The organism is Saccharopolyspora sp. NPDC000995 (genome assembly GCF_053599315.1).
Window position 1 is genome coordinate 56,716 of record NZ_JBSFLZ010000010.1, and the last position, 17,050, is coordinate 73,765.

Annotated in this window: 14 protein-coding genes; 11 read left to right on the top strand and 3 right to left on the bottom strand. The window is 68.6% G+C overall.

The genetic code is table 11. The features are described 5' to 3' along the window. Window positions 1-32 precede the first annotated feature (32 nt). The 11 genes from ACWDKQ_RS05945 to ACWDKQ_RS05995 all read left to right on the top strand — a co-directional run bounded on the left by ACWDKQ_RS05945 (window position 33) and on the right by ACWDKQ_RS05995 (window position 13,851). Window positions 33-932 (top strand): Rossmann-like and DUF2520 domain-containing protein, encoded by a 900-nt coding sequence (locus ACWDKQ_RS05945; RefSeq protein WP_450137622.1) that lies wholly within the window; start codon window positions 33-35, stop codon window positions 930-932. Then, entirely contained in the window at window positions 929-1,846 is a 918-nt protein-coding gene (panC, locus tag ACWDKQ_RS05950) for a pantoate--beta-alanine ligase (protein WP_450137623.1), read from the top strand. The genes ACWDKQ_RS05945 and panC overlap by 4 nt, the downstream gene beginning before the upstream one ends. A gap of 90 nt (window positions 1,847-1,936) precedes the next feature. After that, complete coding sequence (gene panD, locus ACWDKQ_RS05955; RefSeq protein ID WP_450137624.1) at window positions 1,937-2,413, top strand: aspartate 1-decarboxylase; 477 nt, start codon at window positions 1,937-1,939, stop codon at window positions 2,411-2,413. A gap of 263 nt (window positions 2,414-2,676) precedes the next feature. Next, window positions 2,677-3,480: a type III pantothenate kinase gene (locus tag ACWDKQ_RS05960; RefSeq protein ID WP_450137625.1), complete on the top strand. Its 804-nt coding sequence runs from the start codon at window positions 2,677-2,679 to the stop codon at window positions 3,478-3,480. 276 nt (window positions 3,481-3,756) lie between these two features. Continuing rightward, a complete protein-coding gene (gene lysS / locus ACWDKQ_RS05965) occupies window positions 3,757-5,211 on the top strand; it encodes a lysine--tRNA ligase (RefSeq protein ID WP_450137664.1) in 1,455 nt (484 codons plus the stop codon). Window positions 5,212-5,394: 183 nt separating this feature from the next. Continuing rightward, on the top strand, window positions 5,395-5,748 hold the full coding sequence (locus ACWDKQ_RS05970; RefSeq protein WP_450137626.1) for a histone-like nucleoid-structuring protein Lsr2: 354 nt from the start codon (window positions 5,395-5,397) through the stop codon (window positions 5,746-5,748). A 286-nt stretch (window positions 5,749-6,034) separates the two neighbouring features. Then, on the top strand, window positions 6,035-7,117 hold the full coding sequence (locus ACWDKQ_RS05975) for a FecCD family ABC transporter permease (RefSeq protein ID WP_450137627.1): 1,083 nt from the start codon (window positions 6,035-6,037) through the stop codon (window positions 7,115-7,117). Next, window positions 7,114-8,205 carry a FecCD family ABC transporter permease gene (locus ACWDKQ_RS05980; RefSeq protein ID WP_450137628.1) on the top strand — a complete coding sequence of 364 codons (1,092 nt, stop codon included), beginning with the start codon at window positions 7,114-7,116 and terminating at the stop codon, window positions 8,203-8,205. Before ACWDKQ_RS05975 ends, ACWDKQ_RS05980 begins: the two co-directional genes overlap by 4 nt. A gap of 11 nt (window positions 8,206-8,216) precedes the next feature. Continuing rightward, window positions 8,217-9,080 (top strand): ABC transporter ATP-binding protein, encoded by an 864-nt coding sequence (locus ACWDKQ_RS05985; protein ID WP_450137665.1) that lies wholly within the window; start codon window positions 8,217-8,219, stop codon window positions 9,078-9,080. 242 nt (window positions 9,081-9,322) lie between these two features. Then, a complete protein-coding gene (locus ACWDKQ_RS05990) occupies window positions 9,323-11,878 on the top strand; it encodes an ATP-dependent Clp protease ATP-binding subunit (protein WP_450137629.1) in 2,556 nt (851 codons plus the stop codon). A 977-nt stretch (window positions 11,879-12,855) separates the two neighbouring features. After that, entirely contained in the window at window positions 12,856-13,851 is a 996-nt protein-coding gene (locus ACWDKQ_RS05995) for an endonuclease/exonuclease/phosphatase family protein (RefSeq protein ID WP_450137630.1), read from the top strand. 105 nt (window positions 13,852-13,956) lie between these two features. Here the strand turns inward: ACWDKQ_RS05995 and ACWDKQ_RS06000 are convergent, their stop codons facing one another. The 3 genes from ACWDKQ_RS06000 to ACWDKQ_RS06010 all read right to left on the bottom strand — a co-directional run bounded on the left by ACWDKQ_RS06000 (window position 13,957) and on the right by ACWDKQ_RS06010 (window position 16,947). Continuing rightward, a complete protein-coding gene (locus tag ACWDKQ_RS06000; RefSeq protein ID WP_168586235.1) occupies window positions 13,957-14,265 on the bottom strand; it encodes an antibiotic biosynthesis monooxygenase family protein in 309 nt (102 codons plus the stop codon). A gap of 64 nt (window positions 14,266-14,329) precedes the next feature. Beyond that, window positions 14,330-16,270 carry a YhgE/Pip family protein gene (locus ACWDKQ_RS06005; protein WP_450137631.1) on the bottom strand — a complete coding sequence of 647 codons (1,941 nt, stop codon included), beginning with the start codon at window positions 16,268-16,270 and terminating at the stop codon, window positions 14,330-14,332. Beyond that, window positions 16,267-16,947 (bottom strand): ATP-binding cassette domain-containing protein, encoded by a 681-nt coding sequence (locus tag ACWDKQ_RS06010; RefSeq protein ID WP_450137632.1) that lies wholly within the window; start codon window positions 16,945-16,947, stop codon window positions 16,267-16,269. The genes ACWDKQ_RS06005 and ACWDKQ_RS06010 overlap by 4 nt, the downstream gene beginning before the upstream one ends. Window positions 16,948-17,050 lie beyond the last annotated feature (103 nt).

Consider the following 17,050-nt stretch of genomic DNA (forward strand, 5'->3'; position numbering starts at 1 on the left):
GGACTGGAACGGTAGGGGAGGACGACGTGGCAATGGCTGCTGATCGCACGGGCCCTCGGCTGCGGGTCGGAGTCATCTCGGCCGGCCGGGTCGGTGCTGTGCTGGGTGCGGCGCTGCAACGCGCGGGTCACCAGGTCGTCGCGGTCTCCGCGGTCTCGGAGGCGTCGCGGCGCCGGGCCGAGGAACTGCTCCCCGGGGTCGCGGTGCTGCCGCCCGACGAGGTGGCCCTGCAGGCCGACCTGGTGCTACTGGCGGTGCCGGACGACGTGATCGCTGGGCTGGCCCGCGGTCTGGTCGCCACCGGCTCCCTGCGCGCCGGTCAGATCCTCGTGCACACCTGCGGCGCGCACGGCGTTGACGCCCTCGCCCCGGCCGCCGACGTAGGCGTGCTGACCTTGGCGCTGCACCCGGCCATGACCTTCACCGGCCGCTCGGAAGACGTCGAACGCCTCGCCAACGCCTGCATGGCCGTCACGGCGTCCGGTGCGGACGACGCGGGTTGGCACGTCGCGGAGGCGCTGACGCTTGAGCTCGGGATGGAGCCAGTGCGGGTGCCGGAGGAGTCCCGCCGCCTCTACCACGCCGCGCTCACCCACGGCGCCAACCACCTGATCACTCTGGTCAACGAGTGCGCCGAGCTGCTGCGCGGCGCGGGCATCGAAATCCCCGACCGGGTCATGGCACCGATCTTGTCCGCCTCGCTGGACAACGCGCTGCGCCTCGGCGACCGCGCCATCACCGGTCCGGTTATGCGCGGTGACGCCGGCACGGTCCGCGCGCACCTCGCGACGCTGAGCGGGGAGAACCCCGCAACCGTGGCCAGCTACCGCGAACTGGCGAAGCGGACCGCGGAACGCGCCGAGGAGGCCGGAATCCTGCACGCGGACGGCGCCGCGGCGGTCCGCGAAGCGCTGGACGAGGAGCCAGCATGAGCATTGCAGACACTGGAGCCGTCATGAGCGAAAGCCCTGGTTTCGCGCGGGGCGAGCTGACCGTGCACCGCGAGCCCACCGAACTGGCCAGGGTCACCCGCGCCCTACGGGCCACCGGCCGCCGGATCCACCTGGTGCCGACGATGGGCGCGCTGCACCGCGGCCACCTGGAGCTGATCCGCCGGGCCCGGGACATCAACGCCGTCACCGTCGTGTCGATCTTCGTGAACCCGCTGCAGTTCGGGCCGAGCGAGGACTTCGACTGCTACCCGCGCACCTTCGAGGCCGATCTGGAAGCGTGCCGGGATGCCGGGGTGGAGCTGGTCTTCGCGCCGTCGGTCGACGCGATGTACGGCCCCGACCCGCAGACCACCGTCCATTCCGGACCGCTGGGCGAGCAGCTGGAGGGCGCCTTTCGGCAGGGGCACTTCGACGGGATGCTCACCGTGGTCCTGAAGCTGCTCAACATCGTGCGGCCGGACCTGGCGTTCTTCGGTGAGAAGGACTACCAGCAGCTCGTGCTGATCCGCCGGATGGCGCGGGAGCTGAACCTGGACGCCCGGATCCAGGGCATCCCCACCGTGCGGGAAGCGGACGGCTTGGCGCTGTCCTCCCGCAACGCCTACCTCAACGCCGGGCAGCGCGAGGCTGCGCTGGTGCTCTCGGCGTCGTTGACGGCCGCGGCGCACGCCGCGGCGGCGGGAACGGATGCGGCACTCAAGGCCGCCGGTGCCGTGCTGGCCACGGAGCCGTCGGTGGACGTCGACTACCTGGAGCTGCGCGACACCGAGCTGGGCCCGGTACCGGCAGAGGGCGAGGCGCGGCTTCTGGTGGCAGCCAAGGTCGGACCAACGAGGTTGATCGACAACGCGCTGGTGCTGCTGGGCAGCCCCGGCGTGTCGAAACAGAGGTGAAGCGGCGAACGCGCGGGTGCCCGTCGAGACGGATCGGGCGTCGCGCAAGATACGTCGGCAAACCGCGGTATCAGCAGTAGGAGGTCTGCGATGTTCCGCACCATGCTGAAGTCCAAGATCCACCGCGCCACGGTGACCCAGGCCGATCTGCACTACGTCGGTTCGGTGACCGTCGACGCCGACCTGATGGACGCCGCGGGTCTGCTGGAAGGCGAGCAGGTCGCCATCGTCGATGTCACCAACGGTGCGCGGCTGGAGACCTACGTGATCACCGGCGAGCGCGGCTCGGGGGTGATCGGCATCAACGGCGCCGCCGCGCACCTGATCGAGCCCGGTGACATCGTGATCCTGCTGTCCTACGGCGTGATGGACGAGATGGAGGCGCGTTCGGTGCGGCCGAAGGTGATCTTCGTCGACGCCGACAACCGGATCCTGGAGCAGGGCGAGGACCCGGGCAGCGCCCCGGCGGGTTCCGGCCTCACCAGCGCGGCGGTGCTCGCCGACCCGACGGCCGAAACTGACGACGCCGCGAAGCTCGATGCCCTCCTGCAACGGCCGGAGCACTGAGCTTTAAGCGGGGGTTCGTGGTCGGTTTGCGTGGCGGTGCGGGCAGTGGAACCTCGGACGCCTTCTCGACTGCGCCGATCCCCGATGTCCAAACGCGGCTTCGGGGCTGTCCTCGCGAGAAGACGTCTGAGAACCCGCGGCGGTGCGAGTTGAGTGCGTCGTGAAAGAGGAAGCGGCTTCGCCGCTTGCCTGACGTCAGAGCGCAGCCGAGCGCGGCGGGGCCGCACCCGCGTGATCGCTGACAACCGAAGGGACGAACGACGGTGCTGCTCGCCATCGACGTCGGAAACACCAACATCGTGCTTGGCCTCTACGCCGACCGCCCCGAGGTCGCGGACGCCGACGTCGCAACGACGCTGGTGCGGGACTGGCGGATGCGCACCGAGCCGCGGATGACCGCCGACGAGATGGCGCTGACGATGCGCGGGCTGCTCGGGGACTACGCGGACGAGATCACCGGCATCGCGGCGCTGTCCACAGTGCCTGCCCTGTTGCGCGAACTCCGAGTCATGCTGGGCCGCTACTGGAGCGACGTGCCGTGCGTGGTCGTCGAGCCGGGCGTGCGCACGGGGGTGCCGCTTCTGGTGGACAATCCGAAGGAGGTCGGCGCGGACCGGGTGATCAACACGCTGGCGGCACACCACCTGCACGCGACCAACTGCGTGGTGGTCGATTTCGGCACGTCCACGAACATCGACGTCATTTCGGCCAAGGGCGAGTTCTTGGGCGGCGCGTTCGCCCCGGGCATCGAGATCTCGCTGGACGCGCTGGCCTCGCGGGCCGCGCAACTGCGCAAGGTCGAGCTGGTCCGGCCGCGATCGGTAATCGGCAAGAACACCGTGGAGTGCCTGCAGTCCGGCATCCTGTTCGGCTTCGCGGGTCAGGTCGATGGCCTGGTGCGCCGCATCGTCGCGGAGTTGGAGTCGACCCACGGTGGTCCCACCACTGTCATCGCCACCGGCGGCCTGGCCCCGCTGGTGGTGACAGAGTCGACGACGATCACCCACCACGTCCCGGACCTGACTCTCCTCGGCCTCCGCCTCGTCTTCGACCGGAACGTCCGCTGACACGGAGGTCCGGACTCGTCGGGATCCGCGAGGACTGGTCGTACCGTTCGGGGATCCCGGAGTCGGGCAGGCGGCCGAGGTTCCACCGCTGGCAGGCGCGGTGCGGGCCGAGCGGGAACAGGATCGTGGTGTCAATCGCTGGAATGGCTCCTGGTGGCGGGTGGCGGGTGGCGGGTGGTGGGAGGGCGAAACGTACCCTTGGAGGCCGTGACTGACCAGGACCTTCCCAACCCTCCGGCAACCAGCGCTGACGGCGTCGACGACCTGCCGGAACAGATGCGGATCCGGCGGGAGAAGCGGGAGCGCCTGCTCGCCGCCGGAGTCGACCCCTACCCGGTGAACCTGCCGATCACGCACAGCCTGTCCCAGGTGCGCGCCGCCCACCAGGACCTGGTGCCCGACACCGCCACCGGTGAGCAGGTCGGCGTCGCGGGCCGCGTGATGTTCTTGCGCAACACCGGAAAGCTCTGCTTCGCCACGCTGCGCGCCGGCGACGGCACCGAACTGCAGGCGATGCTCAGCCTCAAGCAGGTTGGCGAGGACTCCCTGTCGTCCTGGAAGAGCGATGTGGACCTCGGCGACCACGTCTTCGTGCACGGCGAGGTGATCACCTCCCGGCGCGGCGAGCTGTCCGTGATGGCCGACGAGTGGCGGATGGCGGCCAAGACGCTTCGCCCGCTGCCGGTGATGCACAAGGACCTCGGCGAGGAGACCCGGGTCCGGCAGCGCTACGTCGACCTGATCGTCCGCAAGCAGGCCGCCGACACGGTGCGCACTCGCGCCGCAGTGCAGCGTTCGCTGCGCGATTCGTTCAATCGGCGCGGTTTCATCGAGGTCGAAACCCCGATGTTGCAGACGTTGCAAGGCGGTGCCGCCGCGCGTCCGTTCACGACGCATTCCAACGCCTTCGACATCGACCTGTTCCTGCGGATCGCGCCGGAGTTGTATCTGAAGCGATGCGTCGTCGGCGGGATCGAGAAGGTTTTCGAGATCAACCGGAACTTCCGCAACGAGGGTAGTGATTCTTCCCACTCACCCGAGTTCGCGATGTTGGAGTTCTACCAGGCCTATGCGGATTATGACGACATGGCCGCGCTCACCAGGTCGCTGATCCAGGAAGCGGCCGAAGCGGTCGCAGGTTCGCAGGTGGTCACCTGGTTCGACGGGACCGAGTACGACTTGTCCGGCGAGTGGGCGTCGATCAGGATGTACGACTCCTTGTCGGAAGCGCTGGATTCGGAGATCACTCCGGAAACTTCGATCGAGGCGTTGCGCAAGCACGCGGACTCCTACGGATTGCAGACCGATCCCGTGCATGGTCACGGAAAGCTCGTCGAGGAGCTGTGGGAGCACCTGGTCGGCGATCATTTGACCGCGCCCACTTTCGTTCGCGACTTCCCGGTGGAGACCTCGCCGTTGACCCGGCAACACCGCAGCGAGCCGGGGTTGGCTGAGAAATGGGACCTGTACGTTCGCGGGTTCGAGCTGGCCACCGGATACTCCGAACTCGTCGATCCGGTCGTGGAACGAGCCCGGCTCGAAGAGCAGGCCGCTCTCGCGGCCGCGGGTGATGACGAGGCCATGCCGATCGATGACGACTTTCTGCGCGCGCTGGAGTACGGAATGCCACCCAGTGGTGGAGTCGGAATGGGTATAGACCGGTTGTTGATGGCGTTGACCGGACTGGGTATCCGGGAGACGATCCTCTTCCCGCTGGTCCGCCCGGAATGACCCGATCAGGGCGGACACCGGTGAATTTTCCGGCTCGGGTGAGTGCAATAAGGCAGTTACTGCGCTAACCTGAGCTCAGAATGTTCCGGTGACGGCTATTGACGTACTCGCAAGGGAGTTGCGCTCCTGCGGATGGTCGCTGTCCCGCTATTAGACAATTTTGGCTCCGGGAGGACTTCGAAGATGGCGCAGAAGGTCACTGTCACTCTTGTCGACGATCTGGACGGCGGGCAGGCCGACGAAACCGTTGAGTTCGGATTGGACGGCGTCGCCTACCAGATCGACCTTTCCGTCGACAATGCCGGCGAGTTGCGGGATGCCCTGGCGAACTACGTCTCCAACGCGCGTCGGGCCGGCGGCCGCAAGAAGCCGGGGCCGCGCCCGGGTACCACGGCGCGTTCCGCCGGCAGTTCCACGAGCGCCGATCGCGAGCAGAACCAGGCCATTCGGGAATGGGCTCGCAAGCGCGGCCTGAAGGTGTCGGACCGGGGTCGTATCCCCGCCGACATCGTGGAGCAGTACCACCAGGCGAACTGAAGGAACCGTCGAGGGGCGTTTGCGCGGCTCACCAGCCGGCAAACGCCCTTCGTTGCGTTCGGATAACTCCATTCACCTCTTAGCTGGCGGAAAAGCGCCATTGATCAGCAACGCGAGGTCATGTCCGATTGTCGCCTCCGTCGGCCTTTTTCCGGATGCTCCCGGCGCCGGTCGCCGGCGCCGGGAGCCGACGTGTGACGTCGGACAATCCGCCCCACTCTGTTGGATCAGTCTTAGGTGGGCCTAACCTAAGTGCGGTCCGGACGAATGGCAGAGGGAGTGGGACGTGAGTCGCAGCGTGGCCGTCGGCAGCCCTCGCGCATCCGGGCACGGTGCGGCACCCATCTCCGCCGGCGGCACCCGCCTGCGACAACGCCGGCGCCGCCGGGGCATCGGCATCGCGGTCCTGCTAGTTGTGCTGGTGGTCGCCTGCGTGCTCAGCGTGGTGATCGGGGCCAAGACGATCCCGCTGCAGGACGTGTGGGCCGGGCTGTTCGCGCCTTCCGGAACCGAGAACGACCTGATCATCCGCGAGCTGAGGGTGCCGCGCACGATCGCCGGCGTCCTCGCGGGCGCGGCGCTGGGCCTGGCGGGCGCGCTGATGCAGGGCCACACCCGCAACCCGATCGCCGACCCCGGCATCCTCGGCATCACGCAGGGCGCGGCGCTGGCCGTCGTCCTCGCCGTCTACACCTTCGGCGTCACCACGCTGCTCGGCTTCATCTGGTTCGGCTTCGCCGGTGCGCTGCTGGGCGCGCTCGCGGTGTTCGCGATCGGCTCCCTCGGCCGCGGCGGCCCGACACCGGTGACGCTGGCGCTGGCCGGTACCGCGATCAGCCACCTGCTGCAGGCCATCACCTCGGCGCTGGTGATCTCGGACCAGCAGACCATGGACACCTACCGGTTCTGGAAGGTCGGAACCATCGCGATCACCGACACCGCGGTGATTCCGCAGGTGCTGCCGTTCCTGGCGGTGGGCGTCGTGCTGGCGCTGGCCAACGCGTCCAGCCTCAACGCCCTGTCGCTGGGCGACGACGTGGCCCGCTCGCTCGGCCACCGCGTCGAGTGGGCGCGCCGGGCGGGCATCGCCGGGATCGCGATCCTGGTGGGCGGGGCGGTCGCGATCTGCGGGCCGATCGGGTTCGTCGGGCTGATCGTGCCGCACGTGGCCCGTTTCTTCACCGGCGCCGACTACCGCTGGCTGCTCCCGTTCGCCGGGCTGCTGGGCGTGTCGCTGGTGCTGCTCGCCGACGTGCTCGGCCGGATCGTGGCGCGGCCGTCCGAGGTGCAGGTCGGGGTGATGCTGGCGATGGTTGGCGCACCGTTGTTCATCGCGCTCGTGCGCCGCCGGAAGTTGGTGCGGTTGTGACCCGGGTTCTCGACAACTCGCTGTCAGGCGTCGCCGGTCGCCGACCGGTCCGGCTCGGCCCGTTCTCCGGGGTGCTGCGCTGGCGGCCCCTGGCGGCGCTGCTGGGCGGTCTGGTCGTGCTGCTGGCGGTCTTCGTGCTCAACGTCGGCCTCGGCGAGTACCAGATCAGCCCGCTGGAGGTGCTCGACACGCTGGTCGGCGGCGGCGACCGGGCGCAGCAGATCATCATCTGGGAGCTGCGGTTGCCGAGGTCGCTGACCGGTCTGCTGGTCGGCGCCGCGCTCGGTCTCTCCGGAGCGATCATGCAGGCGCTCGCCCGCAACCCGCTGGCCAGCCCGGACATGCTCGGCATCACCTGGGGCGCGGGCACCGCCGCGACCCTGGTGATCGTGGTTGGCGGCACGGCGGGCAGCCTCGCGGGCGCGCTGGCGAACTACGGCCTGCCACTGGTGGCGCTGGCGGGCGGGCTGATCACCGGCATCGCGGTCTACGCGCTGGCCTACCGTCGCGGCGTGGACTCCTTCCGGCTGGTGCTGGTCGGTGTCGGTGTCAGCGCGCTGGCGGGAAACGTGACCTACTGGCTGCTGACCGTCGGCGACGTCACCGACGCGAGCCGGGCCATGGTGTGGCTGACGGGCAGCCTCAACGCGCGCGGCTGGGAGCACGTGATCCCGGTGGCTATCGCCCTCGTCGTGCTGATCCCGCTGGCGCTGATCGGCACGCACGTGCTCGGGGCGCTGCAGTTCGACGACGACACGGTGCGCGGGCTGGGCGTCCGGATGGACTTCTCGCGCGGCGCGCTGCTGCTGGCCTCGGTCGCGCTGGCGTCGATCGCCACCGCCGCGGCCGGGCCGGTCCAGTTCGTCGCGCTGGCCACCCCGCAGATCGCGCTGCGCGTCGCGCGCACCCCGCGCCCGCCGTTGCTCACCTCGGCAGTGCTGGGCGCCGCGCTGGTCGTCGGCTCCGACGTGATCTCCCGGACCGCCTTCGGCGGAATGGAGCTCCCGGTCGGCATCATCACCGCCATCCTTGGCGCTCCTTACCTGATCTACCTGCTCGTCCGTCGGTACCGGGAGGTCCGCGCATGACCGCATCCGCCATGTCCAGCGAGAAAGCCGAGGACCAGCGCGCCGTGTCGGCCATCGGACAACGGCAGCGGTTGCACGCCAGCGACCTGCAGCTGGCCTACGGCGACCGCGTCATCGTCGACGGCCTGGACTTCGACGTCGTGGACGGCACCATCACCGCGGTGATCGGCCCGAACGGCTGTGGCAAGTCGACGCTGCTGCGCGCGTTGGGGCGCCTGCTGCACCCGAAGCGCGGCAGCGTGCTGCTGGACGGCAAGCAGATCCACAAGATGTCCACCAAGGAAGTCGCCAAGGTGCTCGGGGTGCTCCCGCAGTCGCCGGTGGCGCCCGATGGCCTGACCGTGGCCGACCTGGTCGCCCGCGGTCGGCACCCGCATCAGTCCTGGTACCGGCAGTGGTCCTCGGACGACGAGTCGGCGGTGGCCGAGGCGCTGGGCATGACCGGCATCGAGGACCTCGCCGACCGCACCCTGGACGAGCTCTCCGGCGGCCAGCGGCAGCGCGCCTGGCTGTCCATGGCGTTGGCGCAGGGCACCGACCTGCTGTTGCTCGACGAGCCGACCACCTACCTCGACCTGTCCCACCAGGTGGACGTGCTGGAGCTCGTCGGACGGCTGCACGACGAGAGCGGCCGTACCGTCGTGATGGTGCTGCACGACCTGAACCTGGCCGCCCGCTACGCCGACCGGCTGGTGGCGATGAAAGGCGGCGCGATCGTCGCCGAGGGCGAGCCTGGCGAAGTGCTCACCGAGGAATTGTTGGCCGAGGTTTTCGAGCTGAATGCGCGGGTGATTGCTGATCCCGTGGTGGGTACCCCGATGGTGGTCCCGATCGGCGGCCGACGTGGCGCGTCCGCCGATCAGTCCAGTTCGTAGGGTCTGTTCGCGCTGAGCGGACAGGGCCATCCGATCGGTCGAAATCCGGAATCCCGCAGGCCAGCGGGTCGTTGAGCGGGAAGCCGGACAAGAAATGTGGGCAGTAGGCCGTAGCGGGCACGGACCGCGACCGGGTGGGGCTACTACAGTGGTCCTCAAGAGTGCTGAACCCGTCGTGGGCATAGGCGTGCAGGAGCCGTGTCCCGGAACGAGACCGCCGGCGCAGCAGTCAGGGAGTGCGAATGTTCGAGAGGTTCACCGACCGCGCGAGGCGGGTGGTCGTCCTGGCCCAGGAAGAGGCCCGGATGCTCAACCACAACTACATCGGCACCGAGCACATTCTCCTGGGCTTGATCCACGAGGGTGAGGGTGTCGCCGCCAAGGCGTTGGAGTCGCTGGGTATCGCGCTTGAGGGCGTGCGCCAACAGGTCGAGGAGATCATCGGCCAGGGGCAGCAGGCTCCGAGCGGACATATCCCGTTCACCCCACGGGCGAAGAAGGTGCTGGAGCTGTCGCTGCGTGAAGCGTTGCAGCTCGGCCACAACTACATCGGTACGGAGCACATCCTGCTCGGGTTGATCCGCGAGGGCGAGGGCGTGGCCGCGCAGGTGCTGGTCAAGCTCGGTGCGGATCTGAACCGGGTGCGTCAGCAGGTGCTGCAGTTGCTGTCGGGTTACCAGGGCAAGGAGCCTGCTGAGGCTGGTGGCCGTGGTGAGGGCACGCCGTCGTCGTCGCTGGTGCTGGACCAGTTCGGGCGGAACCTGACGCAGAGCGCCCGCGAGGGCAAGCTGGACCCGGTGATTGGCCGGGAGAAGGAAATCGAGCGGATCATGCAGGTCCTCTCGCGGCGCACCAAGAACAACCCGGTGCTCATCGGTGAGGCCGGTGTCGGTAAGACGGCGGTCGTGGAGGGCCTGGCGCAGAAGGTCGTCAAGGGCGAGGTGCCTGAGACGCTGAAGGACAAGCAGCTCTACACCCTGGATCTCGGGTCGCTGGTCGCTGGTTCGCGTTACCGCGGTGATTTCGAAGAGCGCTTGAAGAAGGTGCTCAAGGAGATCAAGACCCGCGGCGACATCATCTTGTTCATCGACGAGATCCACACTCTGGTGGGTGCGGGTGCTGCCGAGGGCGCGATTGATGCAGCCAGCATCCTCAAGCCGATGTTGGCCCGTGGTGAGTTGCAGACCATTGGTGCCACCACGCTGGAGGAGTACCGCAAGTACGTGGAGAAGGATCCGGCGTTGGAGCGCCGGTTCCAGCCGATCCAGGTCGGTGAGCCGTCGTTGCAGCACACGGTGGAGATCCTCAAGGGTCTGCGGGACCGCTACGAGGCGCACCACCGTGTCTCGATCACGGATTCGGCGCTGGTGGCGGCGGCGAGTCTGGCCGACCGCTACATCAACGACCGGTTCCTGCCGGACAAGGCGATCGACTTGATCGATGAGGCCGGTGCCCGGATGCGGATCCGCCGGATGACCGCGCCGCCGGATCTGCGGGAGTTCGACGAGAAGATCGCTGACGTGCGCCGGGAGAAGGAGTCCGCGATCGACGCGCAGGACTTCGAGCGGGCCGCCCGCCTGCGGGACGAGGAGAAGCAGCTCCTCGGCCAGAAGGAGGAGCGGGAGAAGCAGTGGAAGGCCGGTGACCTGGACGTGGTCGCCGAGGTCGACGACGAGCAGATCGCCGAGGTGCTGGCGAACTGGACGGGTATCCCGGTGTTCAAGCTCACCGAGGAGGAGACGACCCGGCTGCTGCGCATGGAGGACGAGCTCCACAAGCGCATCATCGGCCAGAACGACGCGGTCAAGGCCGTGTCGCAGGCGATCCGCCGCACGCGTGCGGGCCTGAAGGACCCGAAGCGTCCCTCGGGGTCGTTCATCTTCGCTGGCCCCTCGGGTGTGGGTAAGACGGAGCTGTCCAAGGCGTTGGCGGAGTTCCTCTTCGGTGACGACGACGCGCTGGTGCAGATCGACATGGGCGAGTTCCACGACCGCTACACCGCGTCGCGGCTCTTCGGTGCCCCGCCCGGGTACGTCGGTTACGAGGAGGGTGGTCAGCTCACCGAGAAGGTGCGGCGCAAGCCGTTCTCGGTGGTGCTCTTCGACGAGATCGAGAAGGCCCACCAGGAGATTTACAACACGCTGTTGCAGGTGTTGGAGGACGGCCGGTTGACCGATGGTCAGGGCCGGACGGTGGACTTCAAGAACACAGTGTTGATCTTCACCTCGAACCTCGGTACGCAGGACATCTCCAAGGCTGTTGGTTTGGGCTTCTCCAGCGGTCAGGGCGCTGATTCCAACTACGAGCGGATGAAGAACAAGGTCAACGAGGAAATGAAGAAGCATTTCCGGCCGGAGTTCCTCAACCGCATCGATGATGTGATCGTGTTCCACCAGCTCACCGAGGCCGAGATCATCCAGATGGTTGATCTGCTCTCGGGCCGGGTGGAGAAGGCGCTAAAGGCCAAGGACATGGCCCTGGAGCTGACGGACAAGGCGAAGAAGTTGCTGGCCAAGCGCGGGTTCGACCCGGTGCTGGGTGCGCGGCCGCTGCGTCGGACGATCCAGCGGGAGATCGAGGACAAGCTGTCCGAGAAGATCCTCTTCGGCGAGATCCAGCCGGGCCAGATCGTGATCGTCGACGTCGAGGGCTGGGATGGCGAGGGAGCCGACGACAAGGCCCACTTCACCTTCCGCGGCGAGCAGAAGCCGTCGCTGGTCCCGGACGCCCCGCCGGTCGCGGTCTCGGCGAGCTCCGACGACAACAAGCAGGAGGGCACGGACACCGAGTCCGCCTGACGCACCACCAGAAGGCCCCGCGTCCACTGGCGCGGGGCCTCCTGCTATCTCCGGGGCTGGGTTCGGCCGGTCGCCCGCCAGGACGAAGGCGGTGTTCCAGATCAGGCTGCCGAGCGTGGTGAACAGGGAACGTGGTCAGGCGCATGCGCTCGACCCCGCGATCGATCCCTCCCGCCCCCGACGCGGGAGGGATCGACCGCAGGATGTCGTGAATATTATTCCGCTCCGATCGGGGGTGGTCCCGGGCGACCCACTCATCAGGCACCGTCACCGCTGGTCAGGTCTCGTGCGTGCGTTGGGCTGCTAGAGCGTTGCTATAGAGGCGCGAAGCATGCACACGGCGCTTGATCACATCCGCCGGCCGGGCCGCGATCATCAGGCAGCGCGCGTGTCCGCGAGCTTGGTGACCGAGTTGACGTTATCCACGCCTGCAGCCAGCCGGGCATCGTCTCCGTCGGCGCGAACACGTTGCTGCCCATGGTCAGCGGGGACATGAACGCCATCGCCACGCCGGGCAGCGCCTGCTGGCTCCTGATCAGCATCCCGAGGGACACCGTGACCCAGGACACTGCCAGCGCGAAGGCGGATCACCACCAGGATCGCGGCCAGTGCCAACAGCGCATCAGGATGCGGAAGCCCATGATGGTGGCGACACCATGCGGAAGCCCATGATGGTGGCGAACACCAGCAGCACCGCGAGCGACACCAGGTCCCGCACGATGTCCTGGGTATCGCGCCGATCAGCGGTGCCGATAGGGCCACGGGGCCGAGCGCGCCGAGGATCGTCCCGGCGGGCACGGCGAGATCGACCCGGGCAGCGTGGAGGTTGCGCCGAACCGTTTGACCAGGCCCTCGGCATGGATCGCGAATGACATACAACCTCCCTCGGCTAGCGGCCACCTATGTCGCCGAGGGTCCTGACAGGCCGCGCACAGCTCGCTGACAGGCTGGGTGACGCGGACGACAAGGGAAGGCACATGGAGCAGACGTTGCTGGCCGAGCCGGAGCACCGGCCGCGCCGAAAGCCCGGTGGGCGTGCGATCACGGTGCTGCTGCTGTTGGCCACGTTCAGCTTCCTGGGGTGGGCGGTGCTGCCGCTGGCCGGACTGGACGGCAACCGGTACACGGTCGCGCTGGTGGCGCTCACCCAGTACGCGTTGCTGGTCGGAATCGTGCTGGCGTTGCTGGGCCTCGTGCTGCGGCGCTGGTTGACCGCGATTGTTGTCGGCCTGGTCACCGCGACCCTGGCGCTGTCGGTCGTGCCCCGGGCGATTCCCAACACGACCCCCGCCCAGGGCGTGACGCTGCGGGTGCTGTCGCTGAACACCTACTTCGGCGGCGCGGACGCCGCGCAGGTCGTGGACCTGGTGCGGCAGAACCAGGTCGACGTGCTCAGCCTGCAGGAACTCACGCCCGAGCTGGTGGCCGAGCTGGACGCCGTCGGACTCGCGGAGGTGTTGCCGCACCGGGTGTTCCAACCGGGGCCGAAGGCGGACGGCACCGGGATGGCCTCCCGCTATCCGCTGCGAGAACTGGCGCTGGTGCCGCAGGCCACGCTGGCCCAGCCTTCGGCGCGGGTGCAGGTGCCCGGCGCGCGGGACTTCGAGATCGTGGCGGTGCACTCGCTGTACCCGATGGGCCGTGACACCGCCGAGGTCTGGGCCAGCGACCTGCGTGCGCTACCGGGCCCGGCCGCCGACGGCACGCCCCGGATGCTGGCGGGCGACTTCAACGCGACCCTCGACCACACCCGCCTCAAATACCTGCTCAATCAGGGCTACACCGATGCCGCCGAGGTCACCGGTGCCGGTCTGCACCCGACCTGGCCGGGCCCGGGCTCCTGGTTCCCGCCGCCGGTCACGATCGACCACGTGCTCACCAGCAAGGGCATCGCCGCGCAGTCCTACCGGACCTTCGACGTGGCTGGCGCCGACCACCGCGCGATCCTCGCCACGCTCGTCCTGACACGCTGACGCACCCCAGCAGGCCAGCAGGTTCAGCGTTCGCCCAGCCCGTCGCTCGTGAGCGGCTTCGCCGCCATCGCAGCCCGAAGCCGCTCACGAGCCCATGAGCGCCGGTCAGGCGCCGGGGTGGGACTCCTGGACGACCTCGAACTCCAGGAGGCTGGAGCCGGTGGCCACCGGGTTCTTGGCCTCACCGGCGTGCGCCGCCTTGGCCGGGCCACTGGCCCACGCCTGGAACGCCTCCTCGGATTCCCACTTCGTGTAGACGAAGTACCGGTTCTCGCCCTTGACCGGGCGCAGCAGCTCGAACCCGAGGAAGCCGGGAGCGCTGTCCACGGAGCCGTGCCGCGAAGCGAACCGCTTCTCCAACTCCGGACCGGAGCCCTCGGGAACCTCGATTGCATTGATCTTCACAACAGCCATGTAGTCAGCCTACGAGCCTGAAGGGGTGGCCTGCGACCGTGCGGCCGGAGGTCACAGGGGATCGCTACAGCTCGAATTGCGGGTGCAGGCGGGCGATCGTCCAGGACCGCTGGCGTTGCACCGCCACCGTGGTGAGGGCAAGGAAGACCACCAGGAATCCCGTCAGCACCGCGACGTCGCGCAGCAGGTGCTCCGCCATACCGCCGGAGATCGTCACCCGTAGCCCGTCCACCAGGTAGCTCATCGGCAGGAACGGGTGGATTGCCTGGAACGGCACCGGAGTCGTCTCCATCGGGTACAGGCCGCCCGAGGCGGTGAGCTGGATGATCAGCAGCATCAACGACAACAGGCCGCCGACCGCGCCGAACGCCGTCCGCAGGAAGTGGTCGATCGCCACGAACGCGACCGCGGCCAGGCTTACCAGCCCGACTGTCCACCAAACGTGCACCGGGTCGAGCCCGAGCCCGAAGTCGACCGCCGCGTACAGCACGAGCCCGCCCAGCACGCCCAGCACCGCCGCGGGCAGGAACCCGGCGAACGCGATCGTGAACGCCCCGACGCGGTCCGCGAGCGCGCGCAGGTTCACCGGTTTGAGCAGCAGGTACGCGAGCAGGCCGAACAACCAGAGGGCGATCGCGAAGAAGAACGGCGCCAGCCCGCGCCCGTACACGTTGGCCGGGTTGAGGTTCTCGGTGTGGATCTCGGTCGGTGACCCGAGGACATCCGCGGCGTTGGCGACCTCGGTGGGGTTCGTCGGCGGGATCTTGCCCAGCGTGTCGTCGACCAGTCCCAGCAGGTTCTTCGCGCCGTCGTTGAGTTGCCCGGCGCCGGTCTCCAGCACCCCGCTGCTCGCGGCCAGCGTGTTGAGGCCGTTGGTGATGCCGTTGGAACCGCCGGCGAGCTCCGCGGCGCCCGCGCGCAGCGTGTCCGCCGGAGCGGTGATCGCGCGGATCTGGCTCTGCAGCGGGCCGACGTTTTTCTGCAGGGCCAGCGCTTGGCCGTTGGCGTCCTGCGTGGTGCCCAAGGCCTGTTGGGCGTCCTTGTCGGCGCCGGCCGCGGAGTCGGCGAGCTTGCGGGCGTTGTCCAGCGCTCGCTGGTACGCGGAATCCTGTGCGATCTCGGGGTGCTTCTGGCCGAGTTCCTCGATGGCCGCACGGCCTTCTGCCGCGCGCTGGCCGAGGAAACCGGTGGTGGCCTTGATTTTGCTCAGGCTGTTGACCGCCACGTTGCTCGCGTTGACCAGGGCGTTGACTGCGTCCGGCAGCCGTTCGGCGGTGAAGTTGTTGATCGTGCGCAGCTCCTGGTCCAACTGCGCGGTGGCGTCGGAGATGCTCTGCACGCCACGCGAAACCTCGCCGGTGCCGTCGCGAACCCCGTTGAGGCCCTTGGAAAGGGCCGCAGTGCCCTGCTTGCTCAGATCAGTGCCCTCGACGAGCTGCTTCGACGCTTCCGAAGCGAGCTGCAGCTTCCCGCGCGCCTGGTCGAGCTCGCCGTAGAGCGCGCGGGCGTAGGTGGCGTGCGCGGCGGCGTTGATCTGGTTCTGCAGCTCGGTCTGCACCGTGTCGGCCATGATCCCGGCGGTGTAGCCGTTGGCGTCGTTCTTGACCAACTGCAGCGAGGCGCGCTCCGGGTTGCGGTCGGCCGCGGTCGCCAGCTTCGTGCTGAAGTCCGACGGGACCTCGATCGTGAAGTAGTACCGGCCTTCCTGCAGCCCGTGCCGGGCCTCGGCGGAGTCCACGAAGTTCCAGTCGAAGATGTCGGTGGCCTTGAGCTGCTGGACGAACTGCTCGCCGGCGTTGATGTGCTCGCCGCGGCTGTCCACCGGCTGGTCCGAGTTGACCACCGCGACCGGCACCCGGTTCAACTGGCCGTAGGGATCCCAGTTCGACCACAGGTACAGCGATCCGTAAAGCAGCGGGACCAGGACCAGGGCGAGCGGCACGAAGCGGCGCAGCGGCCCGCGGAAGCGCCGCACCTCCAGCCAAGCGAGCTTGAACGCTTTCACCGGGTGACCTCTTCCTGCAGGTCGAGCACCTTCGTGGGGCGGTCGGGTTCGCGCGCGGGCAGCGGGATCACCTCGACGTCGCCGGATGGCGGATCGGTGGCGCTGGCCAGCACCGTCATCCCGGTGCGGGCCACCTCGCGCAGCCCCGCCCACACCTGCGCCCGCGCGGACATGGGGAGACCGGCGTCCACGTCGTCGACGAGGATCCCGGCGGGCTCGGCGGCCACCGTCAGCGCCACGGCGAGCAGCAGCCGTTCGGCGGGGTGCAGCTCGTCGATCAGCGCGGTGCGGTCCGGGGCGATCCGCACCTTGTCGAGCGCGGCATCGATGGAGCGCTCGGAGACGCCGCTGATCAGGCGGCGTTCCACGATCGCCTCGCGGACCCGGTGCTTGTCCTCCAGCTCGTAGCCCGGGCGCAGCCGGGCCGGGCGGAGCAGCTGCCGCACCGCCTTGGCCTGCGCGGGCAGCACGTGCCCGGAGACGTCCAGGTACCCGGTGATCAGCGGGAGGCGGCCGGAGAGGGCGAGCAGCAGCGAGGTGCGGCCCGTCCCGGAGGGTCCGGCCACCACGGCGAGCGCACCGGGTTCGACGCGCAGGTCTAGGTTGGCGAAAACGATGCCCTCGGGGCCCCTGGCGGCGATTCCGCGGGCGAGGATGGCCACGCCGTCGACGTACATTGACCCTCCTGAGCGCGCGACTGTGTCCAAAGTGGCGGCTCGCACGGATCTCGGCAACTCATGTCCAAAGTGGATTAAGGCCGACGTTCGGCCTCGTGCCAGG